This is a genomic window from uncultured Desulfovibrio sp. (assembly GCF_949282365.1).
GTDB lineage: Bacteria > Desulfobacterota > Desulfovibrionia > Desulfovibrionales > Desulfovibrionaceae > Desulfovibrio.
Genome location: NZ_CASDOY010000040.1, coordinates 1 through 19,066 on the forward strand (window position 1 = coordinate 1; position 19,066 = coordinate 19,066).

Below are 19,066 nucleotides of genomic sequence, written 5' to 3' on the forward strand. Positions count from 1 at the left end.
CAGCCTCCCGGCAGCAGCGCTCCAGATCTCCCCGGATCACGGAATTGGCCGCCACGCCGCCGGCGGCGGCAATGACCGTTCGGCCGGTTTGCCGCGCCGCCGCCATGGCCCGGGGCACCAGGGTATCGCTGACCGCCTGAGCAAAGTCCCGGGCAAGAGCCGCCCGGTCCAGTTCCTCTCCCACCTGCCGGGCATGATGGACCAGGTTCACTACCGCCGTCTTCAATCCGGAAAAGCTCATGTCCAGCTCCGCTCCGTCCACATGGGCGTGCGGCAGCTGGTATACGCCGCCCTGGGACTGCTTGGCCAGAGCGTCCATAGGGGCGCCGCCGGGATAGGGCAGGCCCAGCACCCTGGCCGCCTTGTCAAAACACTCCCCCGCCGCGTCGTCCCGGGTGGAGCCCAGGATCTCCATCTCCGTATAGTCCCGGACATCCACGATCAGCGTGTTGCCGCCGGAAATGGCCAGGGCCAGGAAGGGCGGCTCCAGCTCCGGGAAGGCCAGGTAGTTGGCGGCAATGTGGCCCCGGACATGATGAACCGGGATCAGGGGCACACCCAGGGCACAGGCCACAGATTTAGCAAAGCTCAGGCCCACCAGCACCGCGCCGATGAGGCCCGGCGCATAGGTAACAGCCACGGCGTCAATGTCCGAGCGGGTACAGCCGGCATCCCGGAGCGCCTGCTCCGTCAGGGCACAGATGACCTCCACATGCTTGCGCGAGGCAATCTCCGGTACCACACCGCCGTACAGGGCGTGCATGTCTGCCTGGGAAGCAATGGCATCAGAGAGGACGATGCGGCCATCCTCCACCACCGCCACGGCGGTCTCGTCGCAAGAGGACTCAAAGGCCAGAATTTTCATATCGAGTGGACCCTCTTTCTCTTTACAGTCTTTTCATTTACTGCTCCCAGGGCACTTTTTCTCCAGGAGCCGCTCCCGGCGGCAGAGGGATGCGGACATAGCGCGCATACCGCTCCGGAGTGAAGGTTTTGCGATAGATGAAACGGTGCTGCTCCATCAGCTTGCTGTCATCCACCGGCGCCGGCGCCCAATACAGCGTCTTGTAGACCACGCCGAACATTTCTGTATCATAGCCGGCAGTGCGGGCACCGTTGCGGGCATAAAAGCCCAGGCGGCGTTCCGCCATGGCCGGGTCCGGTGCAAAGCGGGGCATCTCGCTCTCCCCCAGGATCACGGTGCCCGGCTCCCGCTCCCGCATCGGACGCCGGTCCCGTGGCGGGTCCGGCCGCGTCCCCGCCGCTCCCGGCTGTCCCTGCGGCCTCCTCTGCGGCGTCCCCTGCGACTGCCCCGGGCGCGTCGTCTGCCGCCGCCTCCCCGGCATCGTCCGTCTCCCCCGCGCCGGGCCCGACGGCCCCGGCTCCGGCCCTGTCGCCCGGTCTGGCGGCGCAGCTGGCCGCCCTGCCGCAGGATGCGGCCTTCCTGAGCGGCGAGGGCTGGCAGCAGTGGGTCAGTCTGGACGGGGACGTGGACCTCGTCCGCCTGCGCCACGGAGGGGGCGAGCTCTTCCTCGTGCGGGAACTGCGCCAGCGTCTGCGCCTGGAGGATGTTTTCGGCCAGGGCAGGCTGGAGCAGCGCCTGGACGTGCGCCAGCTGCATGTGGCCGGCTGGCGGCTGGAGCGCGTTTTGCTGGCCCTGAAAGGGGCCCTGGCCACACCACTGGAAGCCGAGCTGGCCTGCGCCGGCGACGTGCAGGCGAAACTGCGCCTGCGCTGGCAGGGCAACAGGCTGGAGGTCCCGGTCTGTGATCTGCGCCTCAGGCAGGGCGTGGGCCTGGCCCTGCGCCCGGGCATGGACCTGACCCTGGACGGGAAGGGCCTGTCCCTGCGGGGGCTGGATGCCCGCCTCACGCCTGCGGGCCGCATACGGGGCACGGCCTCCCTGACGCCGGGCGGCATGGATGTGCGCCTGGCCCTGGAGAACACGGATCTTGCTCCCTGGGCCGCCGTCGTCCCCGGCCTGCCCGCCGCCACGGTGGCCTTCCAGAGCCGTCTGCACGGCAGCCCGGCGGCGCCTGCCGGGGACTTTCGCCTGGACGTGCGCCGTCTGGCCGTCCCGCAGGCCTCCCTGCCGCCGCTGGATCTGGCCCTGAGCGGCAAGCTGGGCGGCAGCGGCGGCAAGGGCCGCCTGGAGCTGCGGCTGGAACTGCCGCCGTCCACCCGCCAGCTGCTGGGCGCTGCCCAGGCGGGACTGGAAGCCCGTCTGCCCCTGCGTTTCTCGGCCAACGGCCTGCCCCTGCCGGACATGGCGGCCCCGCTTTCCGGGCGTCTGGACTGGCAGGGCCGGCTGGCCCCGCTCTGGCAGCTGGTGCCGGTGGCCGACCGCCGTGTGACCGGCGGCCTGGACATGCATCTGGCGCTGGCGGGCAGTTTGTCCGCGCCCACCTGCAAGGGCCGTCTGGCCGTCACGGGCGGCCGCTACGAGGACCTGGCCCTGGGCATCCTGCTGACGGACATCAGGGCCACGGTGACGGCGGGCAGCAGCAAGGGCCTGAAACTGGAGCCCGTGCATCTGGACGCCGCCATGAGCGACGGCCGCGGCGGGCTGGTGACGGCCTCGGGCAGCCTGCAGCCCGCGGGCGGCGCGCTGGACCTGCAGGCCGCCATGAAGCGCCTGCGGCCCCTGCGCCGTTCGGACATCCAGGCCACCTTGTCGGGCACGGCGACCGTCAGGGGCACGCTGTCGGCCCCCCAGGTCACGGCGGACATCACCATCGACGAGGCCCAGGTCAACATCGACCGCCTTGCGGGCAGCAGCGTGACCACCCTGCCCGTGGAGGGCACCAGCGAAGCCCCGGAACCGGCTCCCGCCGCAAAGGAGGGACGCGGCTCGCTGGACGTGCGCATCCAGGCGCCCGGCCGCATCGCCGTCAACGGTCACGGGCTGGAAAGCGAATGGAAGGCGGGCCTGCGGGTGCGCGGGGCGCTCAACGACCCGCTGGTCATCGGCAGCGTGCGCTCGGTGCGGGGGCAGTTCAACCTGCTCTCCAAGCTCTTCACCCTGCGCCCCAGCACCATTTCCTTCAACGGCGGGGCCGTGTCCAATCCGCTGCTGGACGTGACCCTGCGCTACGAGGTGCCGGAGATCACCGCCGACGTGCGCGTCAGCGGTTCGGTCCGGCGCATGAAGCTGGAGCTTTCCAGCACGCCGTCCCTGCCGCAGGAGGAGATCATCTCGCGGGTCATGTTCGGGCGCGGTTCCAGCGAGCTGGGCCGCTTCGAAAGCCTGCGCCTGGCCGCGGCCGTGGCCCAGCTGGCCGGTTTCGGTTCCGGGGGGCTGGGCATCTTCGATCTGGGCCGGACCGTGCTGGGCGTGGACGTGCTGCGCATCAATTCCTCCACGGACAAGGACAGCGGCGACGAGGAGAGCAGTCTGGAAGTGGGCAAGTTCATCGGCGAGAAGATCTATCTGGGCGTGGAGCAGGGCCTGGAGCCCGACAGCACCGCCGTGATCATGGAACTGGAGCTGACCCCGCACAGCAAGCTGGGCGTGCGCACGGAACAGGACAATACCAGCGCCGGTTTCCAGTGGAAGAAGAATTACTGATGTGCTGCGGGCGACATGGCCGCGACGTCTGCCCCGGCCGTGGCCCAGACGCAGGATGACGGGCGCGGGCCACGGCCGGCTGCCCGAAGCACCGTCTTCGGCGGGCAGGCACGGGCGGTTGCGGGCGCCTGAGCAGGGGCCTTGCCCTTGTAACCGGCTGCGGACGGCGGCTGTGGAGGCATGGCGGCGCGTGCTGCGTTGCGGATCGCGGCGGGAGCTTCCTCGCCGTTGCCGGCATGGGGCCGCGCGGTGATGGCGGGCAGGCAACGGCCCCGGGCGCCGTTCCCCTCCGTATCCGGCCCGTGCCGGCGCGTTCCCGCTTCCTGCGGCAAGCCTTGCCCCGGATGACGGCACAAGACCGCCCCGGAAGCCCGTCCCCGCTCCTGCGGCAGGCCGGCTGCCGGGCAAGGATGCCGCGCGGCCGGAGAGCGAAGGAGGCAGGATGGTCATTTGTTTCAGTGATGCCGGGCCCGCGGACTGGCCCGCGCTGCTGTGTCTCTGGTGGCGCAATGTCCGCGCCAGTCACGGCTTCGTGGCCGAGGACCATCTGCGGGCCATCGGCGCGGCCTTGACGGGCGAGTATCTGCCGGCCATGGAGCGTGTGCGTCTGGCCTGGCTGGCGGGGCCGGGGGCAGCGCCAGCGCAAGGGGCCGGCGGGCCATGCGTCAGGCCATGCGCCAGACCATGCGGCGGAGCAGGGAGCTGGGCGGACGGCGGGACAAACAGAGGATCAGACAGACGTACGGACGGCGGGCCGGGCAGCGCAGCGGAGGGCATGCTGGCTGGTGGCAGCGGCGTGGCTCCGGTGCGGAGCGGCAGTGCTGCCGGTCTTGCAGGCGGCCAGGTGCCCGCCCTGTCCGTGGCGGGTGCCGCCGTGCCCTGTCCTGCGGACGGACGGCTGCTGGCGGGGTTTCTGGGCAGCGTGGGCGCGCGGGTGGAGATGCTCTTCGTGGAGCCGGGCCTGCGCGGGCGCGGTGTGGGCAGCGCCTTGCTGGAGGATTTTTGCGCGCGGCATGGCGAGGTCCTGCTGGATGTCAACGAGCAGAACATGGCGGCCCGGGCCTTCTACGCCCGCCGGGGCTTCGGGCTCGTGGGCCGCTCCCCCCTGGACGGCGCGGGCTGGCCGTACCCGTTGTTGCACCTGCGCCGCAGGTCGTCCCCGGAGCGTTGACGGTACGGGGACACGGCGCGCTCGGGGGCGATGTGCCGGTGTCGTGTCCCCTGCCGTGTGTGGCCCTTGAGGACGCTGTCCGGCCTGCCGCAGACAGCCGCCTGCATCCGCCTGCCGTGGCTCCTGCGCGCGGCAGGCGGTCCGCCGTACGGGGCGGCCGGGCCATGCGGGACAGGCGTGCCTTCCGCGCGCGGTTCCCGGTCCGTCGGCACATGTCAGGAAGGCCCGTGTGCCGGGGCCTCCGGGTGGGGCGACCGGCCTGCGGGCGTTGCCGGCCGGCGGCAGCGGCGGGGAACGGCAGCGGCAGTGCCGCGGAAAAGGGAAACGCCGGGGGGGGACCCGGCGTTTGGGCATCGCCCGGGAGAAAGGCGATGCCGTCTCTCTGGGAAGGAGATCTACGCCGCGCGGCGCCCGTGGAGGACGTAGTACAGGAACACCGCGGCGAGGACGACGAAGGCCAGCGTCTGGTACATGCCGTCATAGCCCACGGCAGGGACCAGGAAACCGAACAGGTAGGGCCCCAGACCGATACCCAGATCGAAAAAGATGAAGAAGGTCGTGGTGGCCTGGGCGAAGCGCGACTTGGAGACCAGCGAGAGCGAGACGGCCTGCCCGGCGGACTGGAAGTTGCCGAAGCCCATGCCCAGGACCAGACCGGCGGCCAGCAGCATCCAGTTGCTGGTGGCGTGGGCCATCATGGTCAGGGCCAGGGCGGTCAGCAGCAGGGCCGGGTAGAAGATGATGTTCTCCCCGCGCAGGTCGAACAGGCGGCCGGTCAGGGGCCGCGTGACCAGGGCCGCCAGGGCGTAGAGCAGGAAGAACAGGCTGGCCGCGGCGGTCAGGCCGCGCTCGGCGGCGTAGGAGGTCATGAAGGCCTGGATGCAGCCGTAGCTGAGGCAGGTGATGAGGGCCACCAGGGAAAAACGCACCACGCGCGGGTCGATGTAGCTGTTGAGCTCCAGGAAGGGACGGTGGCGGTGGCGCATCTCCGGCAGATCGTGCAGGCCGAGGAAGATGACGAGGCAGGCCAGGCCGATGCCCAGGCAGGTCTGGGTCAGGACAGCGTAGCTGAAATACTGGGAAAGGAGGATGCCCAGGAAGGGCCCCAGGGCCAGGGCGAAGGCCGTGCTCATGCTGAACAGGCTGATGCCCAGGCCGTGATGCTGGTGCGGCACCACATAGGCCACGATGGTGCCGGTGGCCGTGCCCATGATGCCGACCCCGATGCCCATGCACAGGCGCTGCACGAAGAGCAGGGCCAGATTGGGGACCAGGAAAAAGGCCGCGATGCTGGCGGAATAGAGCAGCAGACCGGCCAGAAGGATGGAACGGCAGCCGAAGAGCGACAGCAGGTTGCCGGTGACGAAACGGCCCACCAGACAGCCGATGACCATGAGGCCCGCCGTGAGCCCGGCGCTGCTGAGGCTGGCGTCGTAGGTGGCCCGGGCGTAGGCGGTGCTGGTGACGAACATCAGGTAATAGGCCGTCATGACCAGCAGGTTGATGCAGGCGACCACGTTGAAATTGCGGTTGAAGATGGCGCGCAGGGCCTCACCGGTGCTGGCGGCGTCGTGCTGCTGCATCTGGGAACGGGAGCGGTGTTGGTTGGGCATACGGCATCCTTGGCTGTGCAAGATCGCGGCATTGTTGCGAGTGCAACGATATACGTCCGGCGGCTTTTCTTTGTCAAGTGAAAACCGCCCGCCTCCCGGGGCCCGCTTTTGCCCTTGCCAGCCGCGGCAAGGCTGACTATGACAAGATCATGTCGTCACACCTTATTTTCGCGGAGCTGCTGCTGTGGAACTGACCTACAAGTGGATCGCGCTGGCCAACCGGCATTACCAGATGTACCTGAACAAGCGTCTGGCCGCCTACGGGCTCAGCGGCAGCCAGTATCTTTTCATCCTCAATATCTGCCGCCAGCCCGGCCTGACCCAGGACAAGCTGCCGGAGATCATCCACATCAACAAGAGCAACGTCACCCGCGCCCTGGCCCATCTGGAAAAGCGCGGCTTCATCCGGCGCGAGGTCAATCCCCAGGACAAGCGCACGGCGGCGGTCTTCCCCACCGCCAGGGCCCTGGACGTGTATCCGCGCGTCTGCGAGATCATCGCCGGCTGGGATGCCTCGGTGACCAGCCCGCTCACGGAAGAGGAAAAGCAGACCCTGCAGGGCCTGCTCAAGCGTGTGGTGGCCTCGGCCCACGAATACCGCAGCAGCGAGGAATGAGATCCGGGACGGATGCCGGACGGGGACGACGGGCCGGATGCGGACGACGGGGCCGGAGCGGGATGACGATCCTGCTCCGGCCCCGTTCTGCATCGGCGCCGCGCCCGCCGGCACGGCGTTTGGGACACATTCCCCTAGGACATCGGCCGCCCGCCGGCACGGCATGTTGCGGCCATGCCGCCCAGACGCCGGTGCCGGATCTTCGGCACACGCTGTCCAGGCCCCGCGTCCGGGTCGCGCAGGAGGTGCGGAGGGGAGGGCGGGCCCTGCGGTACGGGGACGGCATGCCCGTTGCGACGAAGGAAGCTACGGGCATCGACAGCAAGGCGCGACCGGATGGCGGCCGCAGGCCGTGCCCGTTGCGACGAAGGAAGCTACGGGCATCGACAGCAAGGCAAAGGGCTTCCTTCCCCCGCAAAACGAAACGCCGTCCTGGGCCTAATAGTGGATGCGCTCGATGAGCTTGCGCCGGGGCGTGAGCGAGATGTGGTAATACTGGTTCTGGGGCACGTTGATGTAGGGGATGTCCTCCTCCCGCTGGCGCAGGATCAGGGAGAGGATGACCCGGTTGATGGCCTGGTGCCCGATCAGCATCACGGGCAGTTCCCCGGCCAGGAACAGGGCCCGCCGCAGGCCGCGCCGCACGCGCTCGCGCAGCATGGCGTAGCTTTCGCCGTGCGGGTAGGCGTAGTGGTACTTGTCCGCGTTGCGCCCCGCCGTGACCTCCGGCATGGTCTCGCGTATCTCGCTGTAGCACATGCCTTCGCAGTCCCCGGCCCAGATCTCGTCGAATTCCTTGAGGGCCATCACATGGGTATCGTGCCGCCCGTGCAGCAGGGGCGCCGCCGTCTCGTGCGAGCGCATGCGCGTGGAGGTGAAGACCCAGTCCAGTTTCTGCCCGCGCAGGTGCATGGCCAGGGCCTCCGCCTGCATGCGGCCCTTGGCCGTCAGGGGCGGATCGCCGCCGATGCGGCCCTGCAGGTTGAATTCCGTCTGGCCGTGCCGGGCCAGGTAGAGGCTCTCCACCCACCAGCTGACCACGATCTCGCGGATGGCCGGATAATAGGGCGAACTTTCGCAGGGCCGTTCCGCCAGGATGCGGTTGGCCATGGTGTCCACGCACAGCCAGTACTGCTCCGCGCCCACCGGCTCATAGATGGATTCATAATAGCCGATGCGCGTGGTGAAGCTCTCCAGGGCCTCATCCTCGGTATAGCCGGCGTATTCCGGCAGCTTGGTCTTGTTGCGGATGCAGGCGTTGAGCAGGACCGGGTCCTCGTTGACGCATTGCAGGAAGAGCACGGGATGGTCCGTGAAGACGCTTTCCACAAAGGCCCGCCGCTCCCGGCTGACATTGGTGGCGTCCAGGATGGCCACGTCGCCTTCCTTCTCCAGCCAGTCCCGGGCCCGGATCAGGTTCCTGTGGCAGATCTCCTCGCGTATCCGGCGCCCCTCCGCATTGTCCGGCGAATAGAACTCCGGCAGGGTGGATTCCGCCCCCAGCAGCTCGCGGCGGATGTCGCCGTTGTTGAAGATGGCCGCCCGGAAACCGTCGGCCGCCAGACCGCCGCAGATGCGCCGCGCCAGACGGGATTTGCCCCGTGCGGGCAGGCCCACCATGACAAGATAGAGCTTGTGCATGTGACTCCTGTGGATCGTCGGTCGGTTAGGGGTGAAGGGCGCGTCCCGGCGCTCCCCGTCAGCGGGAGGCGGGCTTGTCCTGCGGGGCGGCCAGCTGGCCCAGGGCCGCCTTCAGGCTCCTGCCCGGATGCTTGCCGCACCAGGTCTGCAGCTGCTCGCTCTGCGCCGCCATGCGGCCCAGTTCCAGCGGCAGATAGGCGCGCCCCTGGGCGTGGGCCTGATAGCCGTCCCACCAGAGCACCAGCGGCAGCCAGTTTTCGCCCTGGGCCAGATAGTCCCGGCAGGGCCGGGACAGCTTCTGCCGCGGCAGGCTTTCCCGCACCGTCTGCCAGCGGTCCGCCAGCAGGGCCGCCGGGTCCGCGGCACAGGCGTCGCGCAGGCGCAGCGGCAGCACCGAGGTCCACTGCCCGCCCTCCTGCCAGAGCCGGAAGGGCACATCGTCCTTGCCGCTGCGGGCCGCCACATAACCGTCCAGCCATTCCAGCGGCACGGACAGGTGCAGGCCCGCGGCCGTCTTTTTCCTGTCCGCCACCTGCTCGGCCAGCGGCCGGCAGATCAGGGCCCCCACGCGCAGGCCCGTGTCGTCCGGGCTCGCGCTGTCCGGGAAATACTGGCCGGGCTGGGCCTGCTGCACCGTGATGGTCATGGGCGTCACCGTCGGGGCCTGCTCCGCCCGGGCCTGCGGCGGACAGCACGACAGGGCCAGCAGACAGAGCGCGCAGAGCAGACATGATAACGTGTCAGGCATGATTTTTCTCCTGGCGCAGGATAGCATCGCCGACGCGGCCTGTGCAATACGCTGCGGGAGGGATGGCGGGGAAGGGGGCGCAGATGCGCGTGAAGGCGGGGAGGCGGGCAGGACAGACGGGCGGGATGCCCGGGGCGGGATGTCTGCCCCTGAAGCGGCGACGGGCCCGGGACGCGGACCGGGGAAAGTTTTTTGCAGGGAGGAACAACACGCGCGGGCGGGGGACGTTGGTGGACCAGGTCCCCCGCCCGCGCAAAAAAGCCGTCAGGAACAGCGCCGGGCTAGGCCGTGACGGTCAGGCGCAGGAAGCGCTTTTTGCCCAGCTTGATGACGTATTCGCCGGCGGCCAGGGGCGACAGGGCGTCGTCGCAGCGCTGGCCGTCCACGGACAGGGCGCCTTCCTTGATCAGGCGTTTGGCTTCGCCGCGGCTCTTGACCAGACCGGCGGCCTCGAGGAAGGCGGGCGGGGTGCTGTCGTCGCCCTGGGCGCAGGTGTGGCTGGGGGCGTCGTCCGGCACGCCGCCGCTGGCGAAGACGGCATTGAAGCCCTGGCGGGCCTCGTCGGCGTCCTTTTCGCTGTGGTAGCGGCTGACCATCTCGTGGGCCAGCATCTCCTTGGCGGCCTTGGGATGCACGCGGCCCTGGGCCACGTCTTCCTTAAGGGCGGCGATGTCTTCCAGGGACCTGGAGGACAGCAGCTCGTAGTAGCGCCACATGAGATCGTCGGAAATGGCCATGACCTTGCCGAAGATCTCGGAGGGCGCTTCGTCGATGCCGATGTAATTGCCGTAGGACTTGGACATCTTGCGCACGCCGTCCAGGCCTTCCAGCAGGGGCATGGTCAGGATGCACTGGCTTTCCATGCCGTAATGGGCCTGCAGGTTGCGGCCCACCAGCAGGTTGAACTTCTGGTCGGTGCCGCCCATCTCCACGTCGGCCTTGAGGGCCACGGAGTCATAGCCCTGGCAGAGGGGATAGATGAATTCGTGGATGGAGATGGGGCGCTGCTCGCGGAAACGCTTTTCGAAGTCGTCGCGTTCCATCATGCGGGCCACGGTATAGCTGGAGGCCAGGCGGATGAAGTCCGAGGCGTCCATCTTGCCCAGCCAGCGGGAGTTGAATTCCACGATGGTCTTTTCGGGATCGAGGATCTTGAAGACCTGCTTCTTGTAGGTCTCGGCATTGGCGATGACCTGTTCCTCGGTCAGGGGCGGACGGGTCTCGGAACGGCCGGAGGGGTCGCCGATGCGGCCGGTGAAGTCGCCGATCAGGAAGATGATCTGATGCCCCAGCTCCTGGAAATGGCGCATCTTGTGCATGACCACGGTGTGGCCCAGATGCAGGTCGGGAGCGGTGGGGTCGAAGCCCACCTTCACGCGCAGGGGCGTGCCGCGTTCCAGTTTTTTGCGCAGTTCCTTCTCGTCAATCAGTTCCGCCACGCCGCGCTTGATCACGGCCATCTGGCGATCAATATCCATCATCGAACTTGTCCTTGCGTGAGTTGACCCGTTACGGGCGATATCCCGACAAAATACCTTGTGCAAGCGGGGGTGTCAATGCGCGCCGCGCGTCGGAGGGGCCAGGACGGCCCGCGCCGGAGGCGACGCAGGGGCAGGTGGATGGAGGGCTGCCCCTGCGGGCTGCGGGCTGGACGGCGATGAGGCGATTTATCACGCACAAATGGGGGGCTGCCCCTGCGGGCTGGACGGGCGACCAGGCGTGGGAGCGTGCCGTCTCCGGCGCGCGGGACGGGACGCAGATGGAGGAAGAAGGCGGACGGACGGGTGTCCGGCAGCGCGCGGGCGCACGGACGCGAAAAAGGCGCCGGCGGTTGCCCGCCGGCGCCTGACGTTGCCCTGCCTGGAAAGGCCAGACCGGGAACTAGCCTTCCTGCTTGACCTTGGACTTGGTCATGGCAAGGCCAACGCCCTCAAACAGCTCGAAGATGGCGAAGCCATACCAGAGCGTGTAGATGACGTAGAAGATCAGCATGCCGCTCATGAGCCAGATGTGATCCGACACCTTCACGGGTTCCACGCTGTAGAAGTTGTTGCCGGGTTCCACGGCGCGGCGCAGGACCTGGTCGACGACCTGGGCTTCGGGGATCAGGCGCTGCTTCTGCAGTTCCTTGATGGAGGGGCTCAGCACGTACCACCAGGCCGCGGCGGCCTTGAGGGCGTGGGTGCCGTCGTAACGGGCGGACACGGTGTCCGCGTCGTTGTGGTACAGGCTGTCGGCATCATTGGTGGCGGCGCCCAGCATGGCGGCCAGGTTGCCTTCGTAGGTGACCTTGGCGCCGTCGGCGCTGGCGGTCATGCCGGCCTTGGTCAGCACCAGCACGGCGGTCTCGGCCAGTTCGGCCTTTTTCATGGTCACGGTGACCTTGACGTTGACCTTTTCCACCTTCTTCACGCTTTCACGCACGCTGGGGATGAAGTAGGAGGAACCCTTGGACAGTTCGTTGAACACGTTGTCGGCGTACTGCAGGCCGGTCAGGTGGTTGCCCTTTTCGTCGCGCATGACGGGGGTGAGCAGCACACAGAACAGCACCAGGAACGAGATCAGCAGGATGGAACCCCGGATGAAGGGGCCTTTTTCATGAATAAGCATAATTAGGCCTCCCCTCTGAGCTTGCCGAGATTAAGGAAGAACTTGCTGAAGACCCAGAGGCCGAAGAAGGCGACGACCACCCAGAAGATCACGTTGCCCACTTCTTCGATGATGTTCACCACGGACATGGACCAGTCGAGATATTCCATTTCGACCAGCTTCTTGGGCAGGGTGGCGGCGCGGTTGATGAAACCGGAAATGATGGACACGGCGTAGAAACCGCGGATGTGCACGCCCTTGACGACCTTGGTGGTCAGAGCGCCCACCTGGATGCCCAGCAGGGAGCCCAGCAGCATGCCCACGGCCAGGGTGTAGAACACATAGCCGTAGATGGCGTACTGGCCCACGGAGGCCAGACCGGCGGTGAAGATGATCTGCAGGATGTCGGTGCCCACGGTGGTCATGGAGGACACGCCGAAGATGTACACGAACATGGGGAAGGTCACGAAGCCGCCGCCCACGCCCATGATGGCGGCCAGCATGCCCACGACCACGCCGCCGGCGGCGACGATCCAGCCGGAGATGCGGCGGCCGCCGGGGACCAGGTCTTCGTCAAAGGTGATCATGGGGGGCACGGTCAGGCTCTGCAGCTTGACGGAAAGGCCGGTCATGTTGGCCGTACCGCCGTGCGCGTCGCCGCTGTCGGCCTGGGAGCCGCGGGTGGCTTTCAGGAAGTCGAACAGGGCGTAGAAGCCCAGGAAGCCCAGCAGCACGGCATAGATGGTGCTGATGAACATCTCGGACAGCAGCGGGTCGGCATTGTACAGGCCCTTGTTGATGGCGCCGCCCACGAAGGTGCCCGCACCGGAGCCCACGAGGAACGCGATGGCCAGCTTGACGGACACGTTGCCCAGCTTTTTGTGGACCGTGGTGCCCATGATGGCCTTGGCGAAGATGTGGAACAGGTCCGTACCGACGGCCAGGATGCCCTTGACGCCCGCGGCCATCAGGGCCGGGGTGATGATGAAGCCGCCACCGGCGCCGATACAGCCGGTGATGAGGCCGGCCGCCAGACCGACGGCGATGGAGGCCAGGAAAATGGTGGTGGTGTAGAAGGCCGGCGCATACGCGCTTTTGCCGCCCAGCATCTCGTGGGCTTCATAGGCTTCGGCACCGCACACAAGCAGGATGGGCGCGGCCAGGGCCAGCAGGAACAGCATCTTCTTGCGGTTCTTGATGATGGAAGTGGAGACTTCCAGGTCCCATTTGGCATACGCCTGAGAGCTGCTTAACAGAAATTGGTACAATGATCTGCCAAAACTCATAACTCCTCCCGGTAAGTTTGTCGCTTGGGCAGCAAAAAACATGCCATTTGTGCAAAAAATCCCAATCGCAGGCTAACCTGCTGAAACGACAAACTATCGGAAAAAGAAAAACAGCCCGCTCCCGGCAGGGGGAGCAGGCTGTCATGTGTCAGCTTTTTTTACAGTTGCAAAAAAAACCTACTTTTTGTTCAAACCTTCGCTCTTGCCGAAGATGACCAGCTCCAGCCAGTCCAGGGCGAAGTCCAGGGTGGCCTCGTCGGATCCCATGACGGCCTTCTGGCGTTCTTCGCTCACCTCCACGCGCCGGAAGATGCCCATCTTCTCGATGAGCTCGCGGAACTTGTCCAGCTGGTAGAGGCAGAGGATGACCATGGTGGCCATGCGCGGTTCCAGGGGCTTTTCCGTGGCCTTGACCATGGCCATCAGGCGCATGTAGCGGTCATTGGCGGCATTGTATTCGTCCAGCTCCTGGCTGGCCAGCCAGGTCTGGGCCGTCCATTCCTGGCCTTCGTCGAAGCCGTGGCAGTGGGGCTCGCGCACCACGAAGAAGCGCTCGTCCACGCCTTCGCGTCCCATCTTGGTGCCGCGGCCCAGAGGGTAGAAGCGGCAGGCACCGGGGCGATTCTCGTACACGGAGCAGCCGCCGGGCGTCACGAAGGGGCAGGGCTCGCCGGGGCCTTCCAGCATGCGCAGCAGGGGCAGGGGGAAGCCCGTGTCGGGGAAGGTGCGCATGCGGGTGAAGTCGTTGAGGAAGGCCTCGCTGGGCATGTCGTTCATGTGGCGGCGCAGGCGCAGCACGTCATAGGGGGTCAGGGGCAGGGTCAGTTCCGCACAGCAGCGGTTGAAGCAGGGAACTTCGGGATGGCAGGCAAAGCAGAAGGTCTGGCCCGGTTCCAGCTCGGGCAGGTTTTCCATGAATTCGCGGCTGGCGTCTTTTTCCATGATGCGTTCTCTTGTTGGTTGGGTTGGGTACGACGGGATGCGCCCGCCGGGGTCCCGGGGCGCTGTCCTGCTTGCTTGTATCCTCTTCCGGGATGCGCTGCAAACCTTTTCGTCCCGGAGCCGGGCAGGGCGTGGCGCGGGAGCGCCGGGCGGCGGGGCGGAACGGATGGTCCGGGCAAGCGATCCGGGCGTATGGTCCGGGCGAACGGGCCGGACGGCAGGGCTGCCTCCGTCAGGCGCTCCGGCGTAGCGGCAGGGGCCTCTCCATCCCTGCCGGCTCCGTGGCGAAAGGCTCCGGCCGTCCGCGTGCCGGGGGCAGGGAGGCCCGGCGGGAACGGGCGGGCGGCGGACCGGCGGCTCGGGACGATGGCCCGGAGACAGGGAACGGAACGGCCCGGATGGTGCGGGACGGGGCCCGGGGCGGGGGTGAGGGGACGGCAGCCCGGAACGGCGGCTCAGGGACGGCCCGGCCGCCAGATGCCGTCGCGCTGGATGCGCGGCCGGGGCAGACGGTGCTGCTGGCCCTGGCGCAGCCTGTCATAACGGCGCTGGTCCTCGTATTGCCGGCGGGCGCGTTCTTTTTTCTGCCACTGGCTGTCGTCGGGCCGCGCCGGGGGCGCGACCCCCTGACGCTGTTCCCGCCGCAGCTGTTGCCGCTGCTCCCGTATCCCGTCCGCTGCGGCCAGCAGGTCGCCGCCGGTCCTGGCCACATGCTGCCGGGCCGCGGCAGGGGCCTGCGCCGTTTCCCGGACGGTGGCGGCCGCGCAGGCGGACGGTTCCGCCACGGCGGGGGCCTGTACGGGGAACAGGACGGCCAGCAGGAGGAGGGCCGTTCCCGGATGGATGTGCTTGCTGTCCATGACCAATGCCTCCCGGATGCGTTGCTGCCCGGCGGGGCTCCCGCTGCTGCCGCAGGACCGGCCATGCGCATGCGGCAGCGCTGGCGTCCCCGCATGGAGCGCAACACGGAGGACGGCCCGCCGGGCGCGCATGCGGGAGCGTCCCCCGGGCCGCCGGGGCGTGTCCCTGCCGGATGCCTGTGCGGGATCATCGTGCCGGGCCCGGCGGGAGCGCGGCGGGTGCCGCGTCTGCCGGACGAAAAAGGCGGCGACCTTCCCCTGCGGGAAATGCCGCCGCCCTGTACCTGTCCTGTGCCGCCCTAGATGACCTTGTTCAGGGCGTATTCGATGATGCCTTCGGCCCCGGCTTCGCGCAGGCGGGGGATGAGGTCGCGCACCACGTCGATGTTGACCACGGTCTCCACCGAGAGCCAGGCCTCGTCGCGCAGGGGCGAGACCGTGGGCGAGTTCAGGGAGGGCAGCATCTCGAGGATGGCGTCCAGATTGGCGGCCGGGGCGTTCATCTTGAGGGCCACCAGGCTCTCGGCGCGCAGGGCGCCCTGCAGGAGCAGGGTCAGCTGTTCGATCTTGGCGCGTTTGCGCGGATCGGCCCAGGCTTCCTTGTTGGCCACGATGACCGGGTAGGAGCACATCACTTCGTCGATGATGCGCAGGCCGTGGGCGCGGATGGTGGTGCCGGTCTCGGTCACTTCCACGATGCCGTCGGCCAGGCCTTCCACCACCTTGGCTTCCGTGGCGCCCCAGGAATAGAAGACATCCACGTCCACGCCCACGCGCTTGAAGTAGCTGCGGGTCAGGCCCTTCAGTTCGGTGGCGATGCGCTTGCCGGCCAGGTCCTGCGGCTTCTGGTAGGGGGAATCGCCGGCCACGGCCAGCACCCAGCGGCAGGGACGGTTGGAGGTCTTGGAGTAGACCAGATCCGCCACATGCACCACCTTGTCCTCATGACCGCCTTCGGTGAGCCAGTCCAGGCCCGTGATGCCCACATCCAGGATGCCCGCGACGATGTAGCCGCCGATCTCCTGCACGCGGCACAGGGAGGCCGTGATCTCGGGGTCATTGATATCCGGGAAATAGTTGCGCGTATGCTTGCGGATCTTCCAGCCGGCGCGCTCGAAAAGATTGATGGTGGCTTCTTCCAGCGAGCCCTTGGGCACGCCCAGTTTGAGGATGGCCTGCGATTCTTCGCTCATCGTGTCTACTCCGGCAGGCGAAGGCCTGCTGCTGTGCGCTCCCCTGCGGGAGCCGTTGTGCGCCCGCCGTCCGCGGCGGGCCGGCCATGCTCCGGCATGGCCCTGTTCCAGTGACGGGCCGCACGGCCCGAAAAAAGCGTGTCCGGGTCCCGGCTATTTGCCGCCGTAGACCTTTTGGGGATCGAAGACCATGGGCGAGCATTCGCGCACCACGCCGTTGACCCATTCCCGGTAGAAGCAGGAACGCCGTCCCGTATGGCAGGCCGCGCCGCCCACCTGCTCGATCTTGAGCAGCACGGTGTCGCTGTCGCAGTCCAGACGGATGGCGAGCACCTTCTGCACATGGCCGGACGTGCCGCCCTTGTGCCAGAGTTCCTTGCGGCTGCGGCTCCAGTAATGGGCCTCGCCGGTTTCCAGGGTACGTTTCCAGGCTTCCTCATTCATATAGGCCAGCATGAGCACTTCGCCCGTGGCCGCGTCCTGCGCGATGGCGGGGATCAGTCCCTTGGAGAAATCAGGACCAAAATCCGGCTGTAGTTGCGCCATGGCTCCCTCCGAGATCAGAAAAACATGACCCGGCGTCCCTGCCCGCCTTGCGGGCCGCGCCGGTGAGGCCTTTCAGGCTAGCCGCATTCGCGCCGGGACGCAAGCGGCGCTGGCGTCCGCCGCCATTTTTTCCAGTCTGGCGGCCCGCGGTGACGCTCCGGCGACAGCCCGGTGACAGGAGCCCGTCGCCGTGGCTCCGGCACTGTCCGTGCGGCGCTTCGCGGGCCCTTGCCCGTCCGCCGCCTGCTTCCCCGGTGCCCGTCCCGTCCTCTGCCGGCCCGCTGTTCGGCCAGCCGCCGTGCGCCCCGCCGCCGCTGCCGCAGGCCGGGACCTCCCCTGCCGTACCGCCGGGCAGGGGCAGGCGTGGCCTTTGGGGCCCGTCGCCGCGTCCCGCATCCTGCCGCCGCGTCCGGCACGGCCAGCCTGGAGCCGTACCCGTGGCGGCCCGGGGGATCGCGGCCCCGGCGCGCCACCGTTTGGGATGGAGGGCTCTCCAGCCGCCCCGTCAGGCCGTCGCGGCCCCCGGCGCGCCCGCCTTTGCGGCCTGTCTTGCGCATGAGCGCCGCTTGTGGCAGGTTATTGCGTTTCCGACGATACAAAAAAGAACTTCATTCCGCGTCGCGGGCCCCCGATCCGGCCTTGCGGCGCCAGAGAGCGAGCCAAGCATGTCCGATACCATCATTCCTTCCTGCCCCGCCCCCGCCGGAGAAGCGGCCGCGCAGGAACAGGCCGCGAAGACGGCCGATCTTTCCACTCCCGGCGCTTCCCTTGAACATTTTTCCGTGGCCGAACCCGAGAACGCCCTGCCGCGCGCCACGCTGGAGACCCTGCCCGAAGCCATCGTCGCGGCCTGCGGCCGCGCGGGCTGGACCTCGCTGATGCCCGTGCAGTCCCTGGCCATGCCCTATCTGCTGGAAGGCCGGGACATCATGGTGCAGTCCCGTACCGGCAGCGGCAAGACCGGCTGCTATCTGCTGCCCCTGCTGCCGCGTCTGGACTCCGGGCTGCGCGCGGTCCAGGCCCTGATCCTGGTGCCCACCCGCGAGCTGGCCGTGCAGGTGGAGCACGAGGCCCGCGTGCTCTTCGAGGGCACGGGCATCCGCCCCGTGGCCGTGTACGGCGGCGTGGGCTACAAAAAGCAGATGGACGCCCTGCGCGACGGGGCCCAGCTGGTGGTGGGCACGCCCGGCCGCGTGCTGGACCATCTGCTGCGGCGCACCCTCTCGCTGGAGGATCTGGAGGCGCTGGTCTTCGACGAGGCCGACCGCATGCTCTCCATCGGCTTCTATCCCGACATGAAGGAAGTGCAGCGCTACCTGCCGCGCCGCCGCATCCATACCGGCATGTTCTCGGCCACCTATCCGCCTCATGTGCTCAAGCTGGCCGGGGAGTTCCTGACCGAGCCTTCCATGCTCTCCCTGTCGCAGAAGGAAGTGCATGTGGCCGAGGTGCAGCACCTGTTCTGCCAGAGCCGCCCCATGGACAAGGACCGCGTGCTGGTGCGCCTGCTGGAGACCGAGAACCCGGCCTCGGCCATCATCTTTTGCAACACCAAGGCCAACGTCCATTACATCACCGGCGTGCTCCAGGGCTTCGGCTACAATGCCGACGAGCTTTCCGCCGATCTTTCCCAGGCCCGCCGCGAGGCCGTGCTGGACAAGATCCGCCAGGGCAGCCTGCAATATCTGGTGGCCACGGACGTGGCCGCGCGCGGCATCGACATCCCGGCCCTGTCCCACGTCTTCCTCTACGAGCCGCCGGAAGACCACGAGAGCTACATCCACCGCGCCGGGCGCACGGGCCGTGCCGGTGCCGCCGGGACGGTCATCTCGCTGGTGGACATCATGCAGCGCATGGAGCTGGAGCGCATCGCCCGCCATTACAAGATCGCCCTGCGCGAGATCCCCGCGCCCACGGACGGGGACGTGGCCGTGGTGGCCGGGGCGCGCGTGACCACCCTGCTGGAGAGCCGCTTCCGCAAGCTGACCGGTCTGGAGAAACTGCGCGTGGCCCGCTATGCGCCGCTGGTGCGCGAGCTGGCCGGCCAGGCCGAGGATGACGAGGACGGCCTCCTGCTGGCCATGCTGGTGGATGCCGCCTATCAGGCGAGCCTGGGCCATGTGCAGCCCCTGCCCGAAGGCCGCCGCGCCGACGAAGGCCGCCGCGGCGAGGGCGAGGGCCGCGGCCGCAAGCGTTCTTCCCGCCGCCGTCGCGATCGCGGGGACAGTGCCGCCGATGCGGCCCCCGGGGACAGCGCGCCGGAAAAGGCCGCGCCCGCGCAGGATGCCGCCAC

General features: G+C 68.1%; 16 protein-coding genes. 4 read left to right on the forward strand and 12 right to left on the reverse strand.

Annotated elements, in window-relative coordinates; translation table 11 throughout:
• Positions 1 to 865, reverse strand: an 865-nt coding sequence (gene tsaD, locus Q1X76_RS07800) for a tRNA (adenosine(37)-N6)-threonylcarbamoyltransferase complex transferase subunit TsaD (RefSeq protein ID WP_300719098.1), incomplete at its 3' end; no start/stop codon positions are given.
• Between the two features lie 37 nt (positions 866 to 902).
• Positions 903 to 1,178: a hypothetical protein gene (locus Q1X76_RS07805; protein WP_300719100.1), complete on the reverse strand. Its 276-nt coding sequence runs from the start codon at positions 1,176 to 1,178 to the stop codon at positions 903 to 905.
• 311 nt (positions 1,179 to 1,489) lie between these two features.
• Here Q1X76_RS07805 and Q1X76_RS07810 point away from each other — a divergent pair, with 311 nt between their 5' ends.
• Both Q1X76_RS07810 and Q1X76_RS07815 read left to right on the forward strand, forming a co-directional pair.
• Positions 1,490 to 3,568, forward strand: coding sequence for a translocation/assembly module TamB (locus tag Q1X76_RS07810; protein ID WP_300719102.1), 2,079 nt, complete (start codon positions 1,490 to 1,492; stop codon positions 3,566 to 3,568).
• A 775-nt stretch (positions 3,569 to 4,343) separates the two neighbouring features.
• A complete protein-coding gene (locus tag Q1X76_RS07815; RefSeq protein ID WP_300719104.1) occupies positions 4,344 to 4,739 on the forward strand; it encodes a GNAT family N-acetyltransferase in 396 nt (131 codons plus the stop codon).
• Positions 4,740 to 5,134: 395 nt separating this feature from the next.
• Here the strand turns inward: Q1X76_RS07815 and Q1X76_RS07820 are convergent, their stop codons facing one another.
• A complete protein-coding gene (locus Q1X76_RS07820) occupies positions 5,135 to 6,352 on the reverse strand; it encodes an MFS transporter (RefSeq protein WP_300719105.1) in 1,218 nt (405 codons plus the stop codon).
• A 184-nt stretch (positions 6,353 to 6,536) separates the two neighbouring features.
• Between Q1X76_RS07820 and Q1X76_RS07825 the strand changes: the two genes are divergently transcribed.
• The gene (locus Q1X76_RS07825) at positions 6,537 to 6,968 is read left to right on the forward strand and encodes a MarR family transcriptional regulator (protein WP_300719107.1); all 432 of its coding nucleotides are present in this window, start codon (positions 6,537 to 6,539) and stop codon (positions 6,966 to 6,968) included.
• Between the two features lie 438 nt (positions 6,969 to 7,406).
• On the opposite strand, the gene Q1X76_RS07830 is transcribed toward Q1X76_RS07825, so the two are convergent.
• The 9 genes from Q1X76_RS07830 to hisI form a co-directional block, all read right to left on the reverse strand.
• Positions 7,407 to 8,624 carry a 6-phosphofructo-2-kinase/fructose-2,6-bisphosphatase gene (locus Q1X76_RS07830; protein ID WP_300719125.1) on the reverse strand — a complete coding sequence of 406 codons (1,218 nt, stop codon included), beginning with the start codon at positions 8,622 to 8,624 and terminating at the stop codon, positions 7,407 to 7,409.
• 43 nt (positions 8,625 to 8,667) lie between these two features.
• A complete protein-coding gene (locus Q1X76_RS07835) occupies positions 8,668 to 9,357 on the reverse strand; it encodes a hypothetical protein (RefSeq protein ID WP_300719109.1) in 690 nt (229 codons plus the stop codon).
• Between the two features lie 281 nt (positions 9,358 to 9,638).
• Positions 9,639 to 10,838, reverse strand: a complete 1,200-nt coding sequence (tyrS, locus tag Q1X76_RS07840) for a tyrosine--tRNA ligase (RefSeq protein ID WP_300719111.1) — start codon at positions 10,836 to 10,838, stop codon at positions 9,639 to 9,641.
• Between the two features lie 400 nt (positions 10,839 to 11,238).
• The gene (locus Q1X76_RS07845) at positions 11,239 to 11,967 is read right to left on the reverse strand and encodes a hypothetical protein (protein WP_300719113.1); all 729 of its coding nucleotides are present in this window, start codon (positions 11,965 to 11,967) and stop codon (positions 11,239 to 11,241) included.
• 2 nt (positions 11,968 to 11,969) lie between these two features.
• Positions 11,970 to 13,232: a sulfite exporter TauE/SafE family protein gene (locus tag Q1X76_RS07850; protein ID WP_300719115.1), complete on the reverse strand. Its 1,263-nt coding sequence runs from the start codon at positions 13,230 to 13,232 to the stop codon at positions 11,970 to 11,972.
• Positions 13,233 to 13,409: 177 nt separating this feature from the next.
• On the reverse strand, positions 13,410 to 14,174 hold the full coding sequence (locus Q1X76_RS07855; protein WP_300719116.1) for a YkgJ family cysteine cluster protein: 765 nt from the start codon (positions 14,172 to 14,174) through the stop codon (positions 13,410 to 13,412).
• A gap of 455 nt (positions 14,175 to 14,629) precedes the next feature.
• A complete protein-coding gene (locus Q1X76_RS07860; RefSeq protein WP_300719118.1) occupies positions 14,630 to 15,034 on the reverse strand; it encodes a hypothetical protein in 405 nt (134 codons plus the stop codon).
• A 299-nt stretch (positions 15,035 to 15,333) separates the two neighbouring features.
• A complete protein-coding gene (gene hisG / locus Q1X76_RS07865) occupies positions 15,334 to 16,227 on the reverse strand; it encodes an ATP phosphoribosyltransferase (protein ID WP_300719120.1) in 894 nt (297 codons plus the stop codon).
• Between the two features lie 153 nt (positions 16,228 to 16,380).
• Complete coding sequence (gene hisI / locus Q1X76_RS07870; RefSeq protein ID WP_300719121.1) at positions 16,381 to 16,773, reverse strand: phosphoribosyl-AMP cyclohydrolase; 393 nt, start codon at positions 16,771 to 16,773, stop codon at positions 16,381 to 16,383.
• A 665-nt stretch (positions 16,774 to 17,438) separates the two neighbouring features.
• On the opposite strand from hisI, the gene Q1X76_RS07875 reads away from it, so the two are divergent.
• The coding region (locus Q1X76_RS07875) for a DEAD/DEAH box helicase (RefSeq protein ID WP_300719123.1) at positions 17,439 to 19,066 on the forward strand (1,628 nt) is incomplete at its 3' end.